Raw genomic sequence first — 15,852 nt, 5'->3', positions numbered from 1 at the left:
TTTTAGTCTTGACAGGGCCGCAGCTGCTCTGCTAAATGGGCCATTACATCTAAGCGCCTATCTCATCAGGCGCCCCAGCAAACGGGGGTGGCAGATGCAACCTAACGGCAGCCGAGTGGCAAGCTCGATTGTGGCAGTTATCTTATGGGCGCTCCTAAACACCATATTATGGGCGCAGACAAACACCGGCACGATTTCCGGAACCGTGAAGGATTCGTCAGGCGCGATGGTTCCGAATGCCCAGGTCACCATTACCAATACGGCCCAGCAAACATCCGAGCGACTCCAAACTAATGACGTTGGAGCGTACGTTGCTCCCTCGCTCGCAATCGGCTCCTATGACATTCAAGTACAGGGAGCAGGATTCCGCAGCAGTGTCCGTAAGAATGTCCTCTTGCACGTGAATGAACACCTGGGGCTGGACTTCACGCTTGTAGCGGGCGGCTCCAACGAGGTGGTTGAGGTTACGACGCAGTCACCGATCATTGATACGCAGTCCGCTGATGTAGGACAAGTGGTCGAAGCCCGTACCGTTCAAGACCTCCCGCTCGACGGCCGGCGTTACATTGATTTAATGTTGCTGGCCCCTGGCGCGGTGCAGGCTGCCGGCCTCCGTAGCAACCCTCGGGAAGGACGCTTCAACATAGACGGTAATCTCTCGTTGCAAAACAATTTCGTATTGAACGGCGTTGATAACAATACGTTCAGCGAGAACGCCCAGGACAAGAGCCCACAGGCTGTGCGTCCCGTACCGGACGCGATTCAGGAGTTTAAGGTCCAGACGCGCACCTATACAGCCGACTTTGGTTGGGCCATGGGTGCCGTGGTCAATGCGGAAATCAAGTCTGGCTCCAATCAATTTCATGGCAGCGGCTGGTTCTTTAACCGCAACGACCATCTTGATGCGATCGACTACTTTGCCAAGCGAGTCACACCAGTTATCAAACCACGCGAGTTGCGCAATCAATATGGATTCACGGTCGGCGGGCCCATCCTCAAGGATCGTACATTCTGGTTCTTCGATTACGAGCACACCCACTCGTTTAAAGGTCAGGTGGCCACGGGCACCGTCCCCACAGCTGGTATGAAGCAGGGTATCTTCCCAGGGGACCGGCCGTTGACCGACCCCTCCGGCGTTATTCCGCTAATTGCCGGCTGCGTTGACACCGCCAGGAACGTCATCAACCTCACAGCGTTGCGTACAGACGGTAAACCTTGCGGCGATCCCGCTGGCATCGCATTAGCCCAGCTTTATCCCGATCCGAATTCTGGCGAGTTCACATTTACTGGTTCGCCGCTTGTACCCAACAATCAGGATTCGTTAGACGCTCGCGTTGACCACAGGCTGAGCTCGCGTGACAATCTCACTTTTACCTACGATTACTACCAAAACGACGGCGTGGACCAACGCGGTCCATTTCCCAACCCCCTGGCAACTGGCGGCTTTAGCGCCAATTTCCATGCTCGTGGGCAACTCGCGTCCGCCGGCTGGACGCACACCTTTCGTCCCAACCTGTTGAATGATTTTCGGGCTGGCTTCAATCGTGTCTTCAGCATCGAGAACCCATTGCCCGGCAACAAAAATCTCGGGCCACAGTTCGGCCTGACCAATTTGCCAGCGTTCTTTCCCGCCGGGCTACCTCCCATCAACGTAGCCGGGTACTCCAAGTTGGGAACTTCGGAGTGGCGCCCGCAAACACAGACCTCGCAGGTGTACCAATTCCTCGACAGCTTGTCCTATCTCCGCGGGAACCACTCAATGAAGTTTGGCTTTGAGTACAAGCACATGCTTAACAACTTCTTGGACATCATGGCCCCCAATGGGCAAATCAATCTGAACAACACTTACACCGGGGACGGTGTTGCCGACTTATTGCTGGGATTGGTGTCTGACGTGGCCGCGACCACGCCCATCGTTCCACACAATTACGTGAACGGCTGGATGCTCTACGGTCAGGACAGCTTCCGTATCACACCCAAACTGACGGTGAATTACGGGATTCGGTATGAGTACTTCACTCCGCTCATCGAACGCGACCGCAAGACCTCAAACTTCTCTCCTACCGCGAACAATGGGCAAGGTGCGCTCCTGACCGCCTTTCGAGGGCCGTTTCCGACCCCCACTTGCAGTTTCAACTGCCTCATCCAGGTTACCGGGGACTCACTTTACGATCGCACGCTGATCAACCCCGACCGTAATAACTTCGCACCCCGGGTGGGCTTTGCATACCAAGCTGCGGAGCGAGTTGTGGTGCGCGGCGGATTTGGCATTTTCTACCAGGCCCTGGATCGGCAAGGTAGCTCCGGACTGATCCAATTGAATCCACCGCAGGACATCAACTTCAACTTTGCGCGTGCCACGTCGTCGTCTGATCCCCCAAAACATTTTCTGCGGGATCCATTCCCGACTTTGCCGACTGCTTTCGATCCCACAAAGATTTTCCTGGAGGGTCGCGACCCGAACGAGCGCGCTCCCTATTCCGAGCAATGGAGCATCGGGCCTGAAGTCCAGCTCGCAAGGGACATTGCGGTTGACCTAGCCTACGTTGGCCAGCAAACCCACAAACTGCGTAAGCTCTACAATCTCAATCAAGGCAGCATCGTAGGTGGCAATTCTGTAGTGTTCCCCTATCCCGACTTCAACCCCGCTATCGAATATATCCGCACCAATGGGAGGAGCAACTACAACGCATTCCAGGCGCAGGTGCGCAAGCGCATGGCAAAAGGATTTGCTTTTAACCTGAGCTATACATGGTCGAAAGCGCTGGGCGACGTAACCGACAACCTCTCAACCGGTACCACCAGCTCGCAGGAATATCCGCAGAACATTAACGACCTTCGGGCTGACTATGGCCGCCTCAATTTTGATCAGCGGCACCGTTGGGTCGTGAACTGGGTCTATGAGTTGCCATTCGGACCGGGCAAGGACCGGTTATCCAACGGAGCTGTATCCAAAATCCTCGGTGGCTGGCAGTTCAATGGCATTTACAGCTACAGCACCGGCGTCCCTGTGACCATTGGTGCCCCTGACCACAGCAACACAGTTTCGTTCAATTCTCGTGCAAACCAGATTGGCGATCCGCTCCCATCCGGGTTCAGCCAGAGCGTTGACCACTGGTTTAACACCGCAGCATTTTCGGATCCCGCGCCGTTTACCTTTGGCAATTCCCGGGTAGGCGTCCTCAGCGGGCCCTCACACAATAACTGGGACCTCTCTCTGTTCAAAAAAATACCTGTGACAGAACGAATCAATTTTGAGTTTCGCACAGAGCTCTTCAACGCCTTCAACCATGCGCAATTCGATCCGCCAGACAATTTCGTCCTGAGCCCTACCTTTGGTCAAATTACGCAAACGGCGGATCCGGACAAACCTGCGCGCGTGATCCAGTTTGGCTTGAAGATGTACTGGTAATTACACGAAGCTGGCCAACGGGGAAGTCAACCCGTTGGCCTTTTTTTGTTTTTCTCAAATCTATGAACAATTCAGCTCAGCAATCTTCCCGTCGGCGTTTTCTAGCCCAAGTTGCTGCCATTCCCGTTGTAGCCGCGCTCAAGCTGCCCGCCATAGGAGAGGCTTCTGTGCCGGCGAGCAGCCACAATTGGGGCGACGTAGTGGGATACGATATTGACGATCTTATCCATCGTTCCAAGCTAGCCATCTTGCCGCTGGGTTCAGTCGAGTTTCACGGTCCGAGTGGACCTGCCGTGGCCGATACCATCCTAGCTGAAGGTATTGCCTCGCGGGTTGCCCAGCGCCTGCCCGCTGCGGTTTTTCCAGTGGTGAGCTATGCGCAGTGTCCGGCAAATACCGCCGGGTTCCACGGCAGCATTTCAATACGGCCAGAAGTGATGACCATGTTGTATACCGATATTCTTCGCGGAATCGTCGCCAACGGTTTTCAGAAGGTGCTTGTTCTGAATGCTCACAGCGGCAACGTTGGGCCGGCACGCGCTGCGGTAGCGGAGGTGACTCAACAGCATGTCGGTACACAGATGATCGTGGTCAATTGGTGGGAGACGTTAACTCCCGAAGTGCTTGATCGCCTCCATCTATTTACTTCGGGAAATGGCGGGCATGGGCACGGTGGTCCTTTGGAATTGTCTGCCACCGCAGTTTTTGCTCCGAATAGCGTGCAACCGGGGCGAGCACCTGACCTCCCCGGCAGCGAGGGCGTAGGCCGGGAATTTCCTTACTACATGGACAAAAGCGGCGCACCCGGGTGGCAGGCCTACTCCGGCAAGCTCAGCGAGATCTCTCGCGACAAAGGAGAAAAGTTAGTGCAAATAGTAGTAAACAAAATCCACGACCTGGTAGCGAACTGGCTTGAACACGATAAAGAACCCGGTAACTGGTGACACGAGGCAGAGCGGATCAGAGCTCTCGAAGAATAAGGATCAGGGTCTCGGGAAAAAGGGGACCCACTCTTTCAAATAGAAGGGGGTACCGCTTGGACCAGAACCACTCTACCGCGTGTTCCAGGTAGCCGTCCGTAGCGCTCGGTAAAGCGATGACTATGAGAGGAACAAAAGGGCGGAACACGAGTAGCAACAAAAAGGAGTTGTCAGTACAACAACGCGAAGAACTACTCAGAGTGTTAAAAGCCCGTTTTGAGAAAAACACGAACCGCCATCAAGGTCTCGCGTGGGCCGACGTAAAAGCAAAGCTGGAAGCTGATACCGAAAAACTGTGGTCACTCGGTGAGATGGAACGAACTGGCGGTGAACCGGACGTTGTTGGTCATGATAAAAAGACCGGCGAATACATTTTTTATGATTGTTCAGCGGAAAGTCCCAAAGGCCGCAGAAGTGTCTGCTACGACCGTGAAGCGCTGGAGTCAAGGAAAGAACATAAACCTGCCGATAGCGCCATTAATATGGCAGATGCCATGGATATTGAGCTTTTAACAGAAGAACAATATCGAGACTTGCAGAAACTGGGAGAATTCGATACCAAAACCTCGAGTTGGGTGAAAACACCTTCCGCTATCAGGAAACTCGGCGGCGCCATCTTTTGTGATCGCCGCTACGATACAGTTTTCGTGTATCACAACGGTGCGGAATCCTACTATGCTGTCAGAGGGTTCCGGGGAGCGCTGAGGGTATAACCTTTGCCCGACGGCGGCGGACGTTGAGTTGAGCTTGTGACAGGGCGATCGACTTGCCCCTGCTTGCTCTTCTCCATCATTATGCTGTCGGGCTTGCGTGCTTCATCCATGGCAATCTACCGGCTCTACTGTGTGCTCGAGCACGCTCGGCGGAGCGAGAATTAATATTTCGCTACTGCGCAGCGACGCGATTTATAGAGGTTGCGCGCTCATGCCTCTTTCTCTTGTTTTGCCGGACCGCGAAGGCGATATGTCCCGGAATATACGTTGAAGCGTTCTCCGCGTAGAAAGCCAACCAGAGTCATCCGGAATCTCAGGGCCATCTCGACTGCGAGACTCGATGGAGCTCCAACCGCAATCATGATCGGAATGCCGGCCATCAGGGCTTTCTGGACCAACTCGAAACTGGCACGCCCGCTGACCAGAATCACGCTCTCGCGAAGTGGGAGTGCCCCCTGCAGAAATTCGTATCCGATTAACTTGTCCACAGCGTTATGCCGGCCCACATCTTCTCGCAGGCTCAACAAGCGACCAGAAGTGTCGAAAAGTCCGGCTGCGTGCAATCCCCCAGTTCGATCAAAAACGGATTGGGCCTTGCGAAGAGAGTCGGGCAGGCCCGGTATCAGAGATACTTCTATGAGGGGCGTGTCAAAGGGCAATGGAAAGCAGATTTGCGACCGTACCGCTTCAATTGACGCTTTCCCGCAAACACCACAGCTGGAAGAGACGTAGAAGTTTCGTTCCAGCCGCCCGAAGTCATAATCAACTCCCGGCCGTAACTCGATGGTGACGCCGTTGCGATTCCCCGGTGTGCTGGACACTGGATCGGTGTCGCCAATGCTAAGGATTTGGTCGGCACTGTGGAGAATTCCTTCGGAGAAGAGAAAACCTGCGGCCAGCTCTGGGTCATGACCGGGAGTGCGCATCGTGATCGCGAGGTCTTTCTCGACGCGCTCGCCTTCCCGTTCATAGCTGAGTCTGATCTGCAGTGGCTCTTCGACAGCAACTAAGTCTTGCCTGCGACTTAAGACAGGACCCTCGGCCGTTTCAACCGGTACGGGCAATATGCTTCGGCTGCGATCGTGGGAAGTCGCCAGGCGATGGGAGTCGCCAGGGCCGGAGATCGGCGGGATGGTCTCTTTCTCCATCAGAACCTCAGAACACCAGGCAGCTATAGAACCAACCGCATCCCTGGCCGATGACGCTAGATCCCCAACAAGTTCGTCTGCAATTTCGAGTACCCATGCTCTTCCGCCCAAAGGCTCAACGGGATCGCCGCCAATTCGTCTACTACCGGAACTGCGTTGCCATTCTTCGTCAAATCGATGGTCTTGATGTAATGGTGGCAGCTATCGCAGGCTTCAATCCGAACGTGCTGGAACTGGTCAGCAGTGTAAATTACAAGCTTCTCGACGTTTTCTTCTCCGCACGAGGGGCATAACAATCGCCGGAACTCCCATTCGTTCGCACAAAGACTGCAAATGAGCGAACGCTTTCCTCCATCTCCCTCGGGCCGAAGGATTCCCGCCTGCGGCCTACTTCCACAAACCGGGCACAGCGGCTGAACGCGTCCGGATGTGGGTTTCTGAGTGTAATCGGCAAGAAATTCCGCATAAGGCTGTAGAAATAGTCGAGAGAGCACAGCTTCGGCACTGCTCGGTTGCGATTCGCTATCTGCCCAGCAGGCCTGCAGCAACTCTTGCCAACGCTGAGCGCCTTGAGCAATCAGTTCCGCAGCGGAGTGAGCCAGGGGCGCAGGGGCGATTGTCTCAACCAGTGCAAGGAACTGAGGAAACTTCGGAAGGAGAATAAATAAATCCAGTTCGTCGCGCAGCACGCCCTCCGTGCGGGCCCTCTTCGCATCCCCGCAGGAGGACTCAAGGTCGGCGTAAAGGGCTTGCTGAAAGCTAGTGATACGCGTGTAAAACTGCAACACTTCAGCTGCAAAGGGATGCGCCCTCGCCAACTGATCAGCACGCCGCATCCGCTCGTCCCACTTGGATCGCTTCATTTCTCGGCCGACGTCCCCTTGGTGACCTGCTCATACCAGAGCCGGTGATGCGTTTTAGCCCAGATGGACGAGACTTCACCACGAACCATCGAAGTGAAACTCCCGCGCACAAAGGCTGTGCTCATGTAAACGTGAATGATGAAGCCGCCGATGGTCGCCAGCGCTGCCGTGACGTGTACGGTGATCGCTAGATAGCGCAGCCAGCGCAGGCTCCAGGGGATGGATTCGACGAACCACAATCCAAAACCGGAAAGCACCAGTAAAATGGCGCCATAAAACATTAGCCAGAACAATAATTTCTGGCCATAGTTAAAACGGCCAATCGGCGGAAGTCTCTCGTCCTCATTCCGGACGTAATAAGGGATCAGTTTCGACCAACGGCGGTCAGCGTCGGTTGTGCGCATGTCACGCCGCCACATCTCGTACATCCATAGCGTCGATATGGTAAAGATCAGGCCAACCCAGGGATGCCAGAAGCGGGCAGTCGGCCCGCTGCCGACCACGGCGGCCAGCCAATACATGTAAGGTGACCAAAAAGCCAAACCCGTCAGCAGGCAATAGACGTAGGAGAACGTAGCGATCCAGTGGTTGACGCGCTCGGTAAGTGTGTACCGGACAACCCGGTCGCCTGAATGGCCACTGCTTTGCGCAGGCGAAAAGACTCGCGAAGTGCTCACGGCTGTCCTCTTTTCCTGTCCTTATCGCTCTCAATTTCCTTGGGACCGAATCGCAGATAATGCAGGGTCACGCCCACAACCCCAAACCAGATTGCGAAGTTTCCAATCCACTTAGCCGGCCCTTTCCAAAAACGGACAACCCATGGAATACGAGGGTCCTTGGGTAATCCGCCATACGCCTCCGGATTAGAAACATCATGGAGAACATAGATGACGCCGGTTCCCCCGACGCCCGGCGGATCATACACTCCAGCTTTCTCCAGACCGTTCCCGCGAAGTTGCTGCGCCCGGGCCTCAGCAAGGCCTCGCATATCGTCTTTCGTTCCGAAGTGCAGACAGCCCGTAGGACAGGCCTTAATGCAGGCAGGCTCCAGCCCCTGTGAGACGCGGTCGGAACAAAGGGTGCATTTGAACATCTTTTTAGTCTGCTGATTGAACTTGGGAATATTGAACGGGCACCCGCTGACGCAATAGCCGCAGCCGATGCAGTGCTCCTGCTGAAAATCAACGATACCGTTCGTATATTGAACGATGGCGCCGTCCGCCGGGCACGCCGCCAGACAGCCCGGCTCGGCGCAGTGCATGCACTGGTCCTTGCGCATGAGCAAACTTATAGAGCCGTCTGCGTTCTCGTGCTCGTTGAATTTGATGAGATTCCAGTAATTCCACGTCGTCTCCGGCATCGTCTGGTAACTGTTGTCGAACACGGTCTCGGTGAATGTGTAACCGTTCCATTCGAGACAGGCCACTTCGCAGGCTTTGCAGCCGATGCACGTGGTGGTATCCACCAGCTTGCAGACTTGTTCGGCGCGCTCCACTCCCGCCCCAGGCACCGGTCCGGGATGGCCGGAGATTCTATTGATTTGCAATGTTGCCTGGCTCATCAGTTCACGCTATGCCTTTTCCAGTTTGACCAGAAAGCCCTTGAACTCCGGCGTGTACGCGTTGGGATCGGTCACCGTCGGAGTGAGCCGGTTGGCGATGGTCCTCGCGTCCTTGCCTGCGTCCTCCTGAATGCCGCGATAACCCTGGTGGATCGGAATCCCGATCTGATAAATCTTCTTGCCGTCAATGCTCATGGGCTTGATACGCTTGGTGACGAAAGCCTTTGCGATGTAATAGCTCCTCGCGCTGGTCACCTTCACCTTATCGTTACCCTTGATTCCTAATTCCTGCGCCAACTCAACCGGGATCTCAACGAATGGCTCCGGTATGAGCTGCACGTTCATCTGATTGTTTTTGGTCCAGTAGTGGTAATGCTCGGTGAGCCGATAAGTGGTGCAGATGATGTTGAAGCCTTCGCTGGTGGTGCCGTACTTGTCCGCCGGCGTGGAGAATTTCTTGACCACCGGGTTGTTTGAGTGGTTCGGATGCAGCGCGTTCTGAACGGGACTCTCAAACGGTTCGTAATGCTCCGGGAATGGACCGTCAGCGAAAGACGCCAAAGGCCCAAAGATTCGCCCGACCCCTTCCGGGTTCATGATGAATGGTCCCATGTGTTCTTTGGGGGGTGAGTCTGCCTTGAAATCCGGTACGTCATTTCCGGTCCAGAGGTTTGCCGACTCATTCCACCAGACCTGTTTCCGTTCCGGATCCCAGGGTTTTCCCGACGTGTCGCAGGACGCGCGGTTGTAGAGAACGCGGCGGTTCGCCGGCCAGGACCAGGCCCAGTTCTGGTAAATGCCAAGGCCAGTTGGATCTTCGGTGCCGCGGCGTGCGAGTTGCGGTCCCGCTTCAGTCCAGCATCCGGAATAAATCCAATTGCCGCAGGAAGTAGTACCGTCATCTTTTAACCATGCGAAGCCCGGCAGTTGCTGCCCCTTCTTGATGATCTGCTGGGTCTTTGGATCCGTAAGGTCCGCGAGGGCTTTGCCGTTGATCTCTTTCGCTAACTCCGCCAGAGACGGATGCTGAGGATCTGTGTAGGACCATGTCAGGTTCAGGATGGGATCCGGGAACTTGCCACCTTCTTTCTTATACAGTTCGCGGACCTTGAGGAAGATCTGCGCGACGATGTCCTGGTCCAGGCGGGCTTCCCCCGGTGGCGGGAGGGCGACGTTCTTCCATTGCAGCCAGCGAGAGGAATTCGTCATCGATCCATCTTTCTCAGCGAACCCAGCGCAGGGCAGGCGATAGACCGTGGTGTTGATGGTCTTCATTTCTTCCGGCGAGATTCCCGGCGACCTCCAGAATTCGCTGGTCTCATCGGGATAAATCTCGCCTACAACGAGCCAATCGGCTTTTTTGAGGGCGTCAATATTTTTCTGTGAGTCGGGCCCAATGGCGACGCCGTTCATGCCGAAGGCAAACATTCCCTTTACCGACCCGCGGTACATGTTGTCCCAAATCTGGGTCCACGAGTAGTTGCGGTCCGCCTTTGGCATATAGTGAAAGGCCCAGTCGTTTTGCTTGGTGGCAGCGTCCCCGTAGAAGGCTTTAAGCAACGAGACCGCAAACTTCGAGGTGTTCGTCCAATAATTGTATGAATCCCAGGGAGCGGGTTTGGACGCAGTGGGCGTAGTACGCTTCAGGTAGACACTCAGGTTTATATCCGCAGGACTCGGAGTCTTCAAATAGCCAGGCCAAATGTCAAACACGCCGCCCATGTCGGTCGCGCCCTGAATATTGGAGTGTCCACGAAGTGCATTGACACCCCCGCCCGCTCTCCCCACGTTTCCGAGTAGCAGTTGCAACATTGCTGCAGCGCGGATGATCTGCGTCCCGAATGTGTGCTGCGTCCAACCCACCGCGTACATGATGGTGGCAACCCGCTTCATGTCTCCATCTTTACGAACCGAAGTAAAAAGGTCGGCGGCCTTCAAGAACTGATCTTTTGGTATGCCAGTGATGCGCTCCACCATTTCCGGGGTGTAGCGCGAATACTGCTGTTTCAGTAACTGAAAAACGCAACGCGGATGCTGCAAAGTTAGGTCATAAGCTACGGTTGGAGGAAGCATGGGGGTGGGCTTGGATGACTCAGTCGCCTTCGCGCCTGTCGGGCTCGCTGCCTGATAGCTCTGCCCCTCGCCACCCGGCTTCTCAGGCCCGCTCTGGGCTCCACTTCCGCCAGCGTGCGCAGCCGAGGAGCTGTCTCTATCGTGGCTAACCATCGCCGCGCCGTGACCGGCCATGGCTGCTGCGGCCGGGACGGCTGTGCCACTCAAATCGCCACCCTGCTCGTAATTCCAAGTGGATTTGTCGTAGATCTGTGTGGCTGGATCGAAACCCGAATACAAGCCGTCTTCTGGCAGCTTGAAACCCTGCTTTACGATGAAGGCGGCATTGGTAAAGTTCGTCAGGTATTCATGCGCGATGCGGTTATTTTCGATTGCGTAGCGGATAACTCCGCCCAGGAACGCGATATCGGATCCAGCTCGGATCTGCAGGAATAGATCGGACGTGGCAGCTGTGCGGGTGAAGCGTGGATCCACCACGATCATCTTGGCGTTACGAGTTCTCTTGGCTTCGATGGCCCACTTGAATCCGCATGGGTGGTTCTCGGCAGGATTGCCACCCATGATCAAGATCATGTCGCTATTCTTGATGTCGGTATAACCATTCGTCATGGCCCCGCGCCCGAATGTTGGTCCCAAACTTGAGACCGTGGGTCCGTGTCAAACCCGCGCCTGGTTTTCGATGTAGCAGACCCCCATGCTGCGCATACTCTTTACGACGAGATAGTTCATTTCGTTCGTGTCGGTGCAGCCACCGATAAACGCAATCCCTTCACAGCGGTTCACGGTGTGCCCCTGCGGGTCTTTGGTCACAAACGTCTCGTCGCGCGATTTCTTGACCAATCCGGCGATCTCATTGATCGCATCGTCCCAGGAAATGTCTTGCCATTCGGTTCCACCGGGCCGGCGAACCTGAGGCTTGGTGAGGCGTCGCGGGTTCGAGATTTCCTGCTCGAGGGAAGCGCCCTTAGGGCACAACGTGCCGCGATTGATGGGATGATCCGGATCCCCCTCCACATGGATCACCTGTGGAGTCACGTTCTTGGCCTTATCGCCCGAAGTGTAGATGATGACGCCGCAGCTCACCGCGCAATAAGGGCAGGTGGACCGGGTCTCCGTGGCACGCGCGATTTTGAGTTCCCGCAGTTGCGCATACGCTGGCGCCAGATCAAAACCGAAGACCGAAGCTGCCACGCCGCCCAGAGTCGCAACTTTGAGGAAGTCTCTTCTGGTTGCATCCATGACTCAGACCTTCCTTCCTTTCGCCGTCGAGGTATCGAGCGCTCCTCTGTGGGGTCAGAGCATCACCAGAGAATCACCCACAGCCGAGAATGAAAGAGCTGTAAACGCCCCATTCGCATTCCACCAGTTCGTGGGACTTCCGGCACATCCGATGAGCTTCTACTCGTCTCAACGGCAGCCTGCAATAGACCGTTTGTACTGTGGCCTGAGCCAATCGTTTACGCCAAAACTCGGAATTGAATACGCCAATATTGCCATCCACGGCAATCAGAGTGCTCCTGTCGAATTCACTTTCTTCTGGACAGTAGCAATCGTTGGGAGGGACACAATTACCTTGTAGGCATCCGGCGGAAGCACGAAGTCCAGTGGCCGACTGAGGCGTGAGCACTCGAACCCACCATTCTGATGCGTGACTTCATGATCGCCAACTCTCTGACACGCATCCTCCGGCCAGAAAGTACGGGCGGGCCTCTCATCAGCGGTCGAGGATGTAGGTTCAGCGAAGTAGCTCAGTGCAGACGGGCGCGATTCGGTCTAGTGTTGTGAAGCGGGTGAAGGCGGCGGTGCAGGCTGACTACGTAGCCACCGGTGACCCCAGCGCGTTTCTTAGTGGGCCGACACCATCGAGGAAAGCAGGTCATTTGGTTCACCACGACAACCGCTCGCCCTAGAGAGTCCGTCGGGTTCTCTGTCTTCTAGTTCGTGACAATCATAATGCCAATTGAAACGAACGTAGCATTGCACGAAGCAAGCATCGGGCTCAGCATGAACTTATGGCGAGCGGGATGTCCAAACGGGAGCGTCGAGGCCGCGCAAACGCCGCACGTCTGCGGTGGTTATGCGAGAGCGCATTTGTAAACAGCTGGAGGCCAGAGCAGTGAGGCAAAGGTCATTTTCGATCACGCCCGTACCACCCTTTCGGTTGGATTTCACGGTTTGGGCACTTCGTCGACGTCCGGAGAATGCAATCGACCGCTGGGATGGAAGGACCTACCGGCGTGTTTTGATGATCGACAGTCTGGCAGTGGAAGTGGCCGTACGCCAGAGTGGCGGTCCAGAGGAGCCACAACTGGAAGTCGATTTGACCGGCCCTCGCCTAACGGTGCAGCAAAGAGATACGGCAAGAGCGTTGCTCGAACGCATGCTTGGAGTGCATAAGGACTTGAACCGCTTTTATAGGCTGGCAACGGGCGATCCAAGACTGCAGCCCTTAGTCGACAAATTCCGCGGGCTCAAGCCACCCCAATTTCCTACCGTATTTGAGGCCGTGATCAATGGCATTGCATGCCAGCAACTCTCGCTGTTGGTAGGAATTCTGCTGCTCACCCGCTTGGCGCAAAAATTTGGCCTCATATCCGCGGACTCGGAGCATGCACCGCACGCCTTCCCCGATCCGACAGACTTTTCAGGGGTGAAGGTGCAGTCTTTGAAATCTCTGGGATTCAGCGCCAACAAATCGCGAGCGTTACTGGAGATCAGTTCGGCGATTCGCGATCGGCGCCTGAACCCGGAGTCGTTCGTCAAGCTCGACAACCAAGGGGCGCTTGAAAGATTAGTAAATCTGAAAGGGGTGGGCCGCTGGACTGCAGAATACGTCTTACTCCGGGGGCTCGGGCGATTGGACATTTTTCCAGGAGATGACGTTGGCGCCCGCAATAAGCTAGCTCAATTCTTGCGTGAGAAAAAAGCTCTGGACTACGACGCGGTACGCAGGACCGTTGCCGGATGGCAACCCTATGCGGGTTTCGTTTATTTCCATCTGTTGTTGGCTCGCATAGAGAATGCGGGATGGCTCTGTTCTCCTGACGCTCGGCGCGCGGCACCAGCCAGGAGTTCACATTCGCACCCTGCAGGAAGGGATCTGAAAACATTCTCATCACAGAGCATGAATACATATGAAACAGGCATGAATTAAGAGAAATGGAGAAAATGTCATGAAGCGCACAATGGCAACAAACGCACGCCCTACCACTCAACCTGCCATCTTCAAACTTACAGCAAGTGGCACCTTGGTCCAACGAACGCAACAGATCTCCGCAGCGATCGCCCGTCGCGCCTACGAACTGTTCGAAGCCCGCGGCTCTGAGCACGGACATGACGGTGAAGACTGGTTTCGCGCCGAATCTGAGTTGCTGACTCCAATCCCGGCGACAGTGGTCGACACCGGCGGAGGGTTTACAGTCACAGCCGAAGTCCCCGGCTTTATAGGCAAAGACGCGGAGGTTCTGGCCGAGCCGAGGCGCCTGATCATCCGCGCCAAGAAGCAGGAAACCGTGGAACAAGAGAAGGGAAGAACGGCGTTCCAGGGAAAAATGTCCAATGAGATGTTCCGCTTTCTGGAGTTACCGCAAGAGGTAGATCCAAAGAATATGACGGCGACTATTAAGAACGATGTGCTGGAAGTCACCTTGGCAAAAGTTAACCCGGACAAGAAGACAGCAGTCGGAGTTAAAGCTGCCTAGGGATTGGAGGGTGGGACGCTGAAATGTCGTCACCAACCATTCTGCTCTCACCCTTTTGAAAGGTTAGAGCTTACCGCGCCAGCAGCATTCAATCCCTTGTCGCGGTGATTGAAATCCATGGAGAGCACGCTATGGCTACAAAAGTTGTCTCTCGTACCGATGTAGACGCCATGCTCCGGGGTGCACAAGCGGGGGATCATCAGGCATTCGAGAGCCTCTATCACCGACACAAGCGAATCGTATACGGTACTTGCTTCCGAATGCTGAGGAGCACAAGCGAGGCCGAAGACTCGATGCAAGAGGTGTTTCTGCAGGTTTATAGAAAAATTTCCACGTTCAGGGGCGATGCAGCTTTCAGCACTTGGCTGCACCGTTTGACCGTCAATGAAGTGCTTATGAAGCTTCGAAAGCGAAAATTCAAACCGGAACCAGAGCCACTGGAGACTTACTCCGAGGCAGAGGAGGACATTGTCGCTGCGAAACAACTTGGCTCTATCGACCGAATCCAGGCAGGCACTATCGACCGCGTTATGCTTGAGCAGGCGATTGAGGGGCTCTCCCCCGGATACAGAATGGTATTCATCCTTCACGATGTAGAGGGATACCAACATCACGAAATTGCCGACCTGCTCGGCTTCAGCGAAGGAAATTGCAAGGCGCAGCTACACAAAGCCCGACTCAGAATCCGAGCTAACCTGTTAAAACGACACGGAGGGATGGCAGGCGCATCGTTACCGTACTTCACTACATCCGCCAGAGGAAATCGCGATGCAATCTGCCGTGCAAAAAGAGATAAGCAAGGAGTTGTAACCGACCCGTTGGAAATTCCAGACTGCAAGGTCAATCCGACCGCGATAAGCAGCGCGAAGATGGCGAGAATCTTGTCTATTGGACCAGACGCTGATGCAGTAGCAACTTGCAGCCGCATCTTGGCCGGATTTGGGCATAACGTCCAGGGTGCTGCTACTCGTTTCGCTGCGTTGGCCGCAGCCAAGTCGCAGCAGTTTGACATTGTACTGCTGTGTAGCGGGTTTCCATTAGGGTATGTAGAGCAGCTCACGGAGGAGTTGCGAGCGATTCTACGAAGGCGCGTACCGATTATCAGAGGTACTGGGCCGACCTGCGTCGACGACGTCGATCAGGTCCTGGAGCAAACGAAGGTTCGGAAGGCGGCCTAGGTCGTACTCACGGCGGACACAATTCGGACCATTCGAGCAATTTAACACACCTTGGTTTCAGTAAGTTACATCTTCTAAGCAGGACGATGTCGATCCGTAGGGACGCATGGCCTGTGTAAAGGATCCGGGCAGTGTCACGTGACGTCGCCTCCCAGCATACAGTGGCTTGCTTGCTCGCTGTCGTAAGACCCGCGACCCATCTGATTGGTTGACCGCAAGCCCC

General features: G+C 55.2%; 12 protein-coding genes. 6 read left to right on the top strand and 6 right to left on the bottom strand.

Features of this window, described 5'->3' with window-relative positions; genetic code table 11:
* Positions 1 to 94 precede the first annotated feature (94 nt).
* The 3 genes from VFA76_07150 to VFA76_07140 all read left to right on the top strand — a co-directional run bounded on the left by VFA76_07150 (position 95) and on the right by VFA76_07140 (position 5,105).
* Positions 95 to 3,412: a TonB-dependent receptor gene (locus tag VFA76_07150; protein ID HZR31614.1), complete on the top strand. Its 3,318-nt coding sequence runs from the start codon at positions 95 to 97 to the stop codon at positions 3,410 to 3,412.
* 62 nt (positions 3,413 to 3,474) lie between these two features.
* The gene (locus VFA76_07145) at positions 3,475 to 4,356 is read left to right on the top strand and encodes a creatininase family protein (GenBank protein ID HZR31613.1); all 882 of its coding nucleotides are present in this window, start codon (positions 3,475 to 3,477) and stop codon (positions 4,354 to 4,356) included.
* Positions 4,357 to 4,514: 158 nt separating this feature from the next.
* Positions 4,515 to 5,105, top strand: a complete 591-nt coding sequence (locus VFA76_07140) for a DUF4256 domain-containing protein (GenBank protein HZR31612.1) — start codon at positions 4,515 to 4,517, stop codon at positions 5,103 to 5,105.
* 209 nt (positions 5,106 to 5,314) lie between these two features.
* On the opposite strand, the gene fdhD is transcribed toward VFA76_07140, so the two are convergent.
* The 6 genes from fdhD to VFA76_07110 are packed head-to-tail and all read right to left on the bottom strand — an operon-like array spanning position 5,315 to position 11,989.
* Positions 5,315 to 6,253 (bottom strand): formate dehydrogenase accessory sulfurtransferase FdhD, encoded by a 939-nt coding sequence (gene fdhD, locus VFA76_07135; protein HZR31611.1) that lies wholly within the window; start codon positions 6,251 to 6,253, stop codon positions 5,315 to 5,317.
* A gap of 56 nt (positions 6,254 to 6,309) precedes the next feature.
* Positions 6,310 to 7,116 carry a formate dehydrogenase accessory protein FdhE gene (locus VFA76_07130; GenBank protein ID HZR31610.1) on the bottom strand — a complete coding sequence of 269 codons (807 nt, stop codon included), beginning with the start codon at positions 7,114 to 7,116 and terminating at the stop codon, positions 6,310 to 6,312.
* Positions 7,113 to 7,793, bottom strand: coding sequence for a formate dehydrogenase subunit gamma (locus VFA76_07125; protein HZR31609.1), 681 nt, complete (start codon positions 7,791 to 7,793; stop codon positions 7,113 to 7,115). Before VFA76_07125 ends, VFA76_07130 begins: the two co-directional genes overlap by 4 nt.
* Positions 7,790 to 8,662: a formate dehydrogenase subunit beta gene (fdxH, locus tag VFA76_07120; protein ID HZR31608.1), complete on the bottom strand. Its 873-nt coding sequence runs from the start codon at positions 8,660 to 8,662 to the stop codon at positions 7,790 to 7,792. Before fdxH ends, VFA76_07125 begins: the two co-directional genes overlap by 4 nt.
* Positions 8,663 to 8,686: 24 nt before the next feature.
* Positions 8,687 to 11,359 carry a formate dehydrogenase-N subunit alpha gene (fdnG, locus tag VFA76_07115; protein ID HZR31607.1) on the bottom strand — a complete coding sequence of 891 codons (2,673 nt, stop codon included), beginning with the start codon at positions 11,357 to 11,359 and terminating at the stop codon, positions 8,687 to 8,689.
* Positions 11,360 to 11,407: 48 nt separating this feature from the next.
* Positions 11,408 to 11,989 (bottom strand): twin-arginine translocation signal domain-containing protein, encoded by a 582-nt coding sequence (locus VFA76_07110; GenBank protein ID HZR31606.1) that lies wholly within the window; start codon positions 11,987 to 11,989, stop codon positions 11,408 to 11,410.
* Between the two features lie 1,006 nt (positions 11,990 to 12,995).
* Here VFA76_07110 and VFA76_07105 point away from each other — a divergent pair.
* From VFA76_07105 to VFA76_07095, 3 genes are all read left to right on the top strand, one after another.
* Positions 12,996 to 13,904 (top strand): hypothetical protein, encoded by a 909-nt coding sequence (locus tag VFA76_07105; protein ID HZR31605.1) that lies wholly within the window; start codon positions 12,996 to 12,998, stop codon positions 13,902 to 13,904.
* A gap of 19 nt (positions 13,905 to 13,923) precedes the next feature.
* Entirely contained in the window at positions 13,924 to 14,451 is a 528-nt protein-coding gene (locus VFA76_07100) for an Hsp20/alpha crystallin family protein (protein HZR31604.1), read from the top strand.
* A gap of 131 nt (positions 14,452 to 14,582) precedes the next feature.
* Positions 14,583 to 15,629 (top strand): sigma-70 family RNA polymerase sigma factor, encoded by a 1,047-nt coding sequence (locus VFA76_07095; GenBank protein ID HZR31603.1) that lies wholly within the window; start codon positions 14,583 to 14,585, stop codon positions 15,627 to 15,629.
* The last annotated feature ends 223 nt before the right edge of the window (positions 15,630 to 15,852 follow it).

The sequence above is a fragment of the Terriglobales bacterium genome (assembly GCA_035651655.1).
GTDB lineage: Bacteria > Acidobacteriota > Terriglobia > Terriglobales > Acidobacteriaceae > DASRFG01.
This window is presented reverse-complemented; position numbering and strand designations above follow the sequence as displayed.

Coding starts and splice junctions, on each gene's coding strand:
- VFA76_07130 (HZR31610.1), bottom strand. CDS start 7,116: ATGAAGCGATCCAAGTGGGACGAGCGGATGCGGCGTGCTGATCAGTTG.
- VFA76_07105 (HZR31605.1), top strand. CDS start 12,996: ATGATCGACAGTCTGGCAGTGGAAGTGGCCGTACGCCAGAGTGGCGGT.
- fdhD (HZR31611.1), bottom strand. CDS start 6,253: ATGGAGAAAGAGACCATCCCGCCGATCTCCGGCCCTGGCGACTCCCAT.
- VFA76_07095 (HZR31603.1), top strand. CDS start 14,583: ATGGCTACAAAAGTTGTCTCTCGTACCGATGTAGACGCCATGCTCCGG.
- VFA76_07145 (HZR31613.1), top strand. CDS start 3,475: ATGAACAATTCAGCTCAGCAATCTTCCCGTCGGCGTTTTCTAGCCCAA.
- VFA76_07140 (HZR31612.1), top strand. CDS start 4,515: ATGAGAGGAACAAAAGGGCGGAACACGAGTAGCAACAAAAAGGAGTTG.
- VFA76_07150 (HZR31614.1), top strand. CDS start 95: ATGCAACCTAACGGCAGCCGAGTGGCAAGCTCGATTGTGGCAGTTATC.
- VFA76_07110 (HZR31606.1), bottom strand. CDS start 11,989: ATGGATGCAACCAGAAGAGACTTCCTCAAAGTTGCGACTCTGGGCGGC.
- fdnG (HZR31607.1), bottom strand. CDS start 11,359: ATGACGAATGGTTATACCGACATCAAGAATAGCGACATGATCTTGATC.
- VFA76_07100 (HZR31604.1), top strand. CDS start 13,924: ATGAAGCGCACAATGGCAACAAACGCACGCCCTACCACTCAACCTGCC.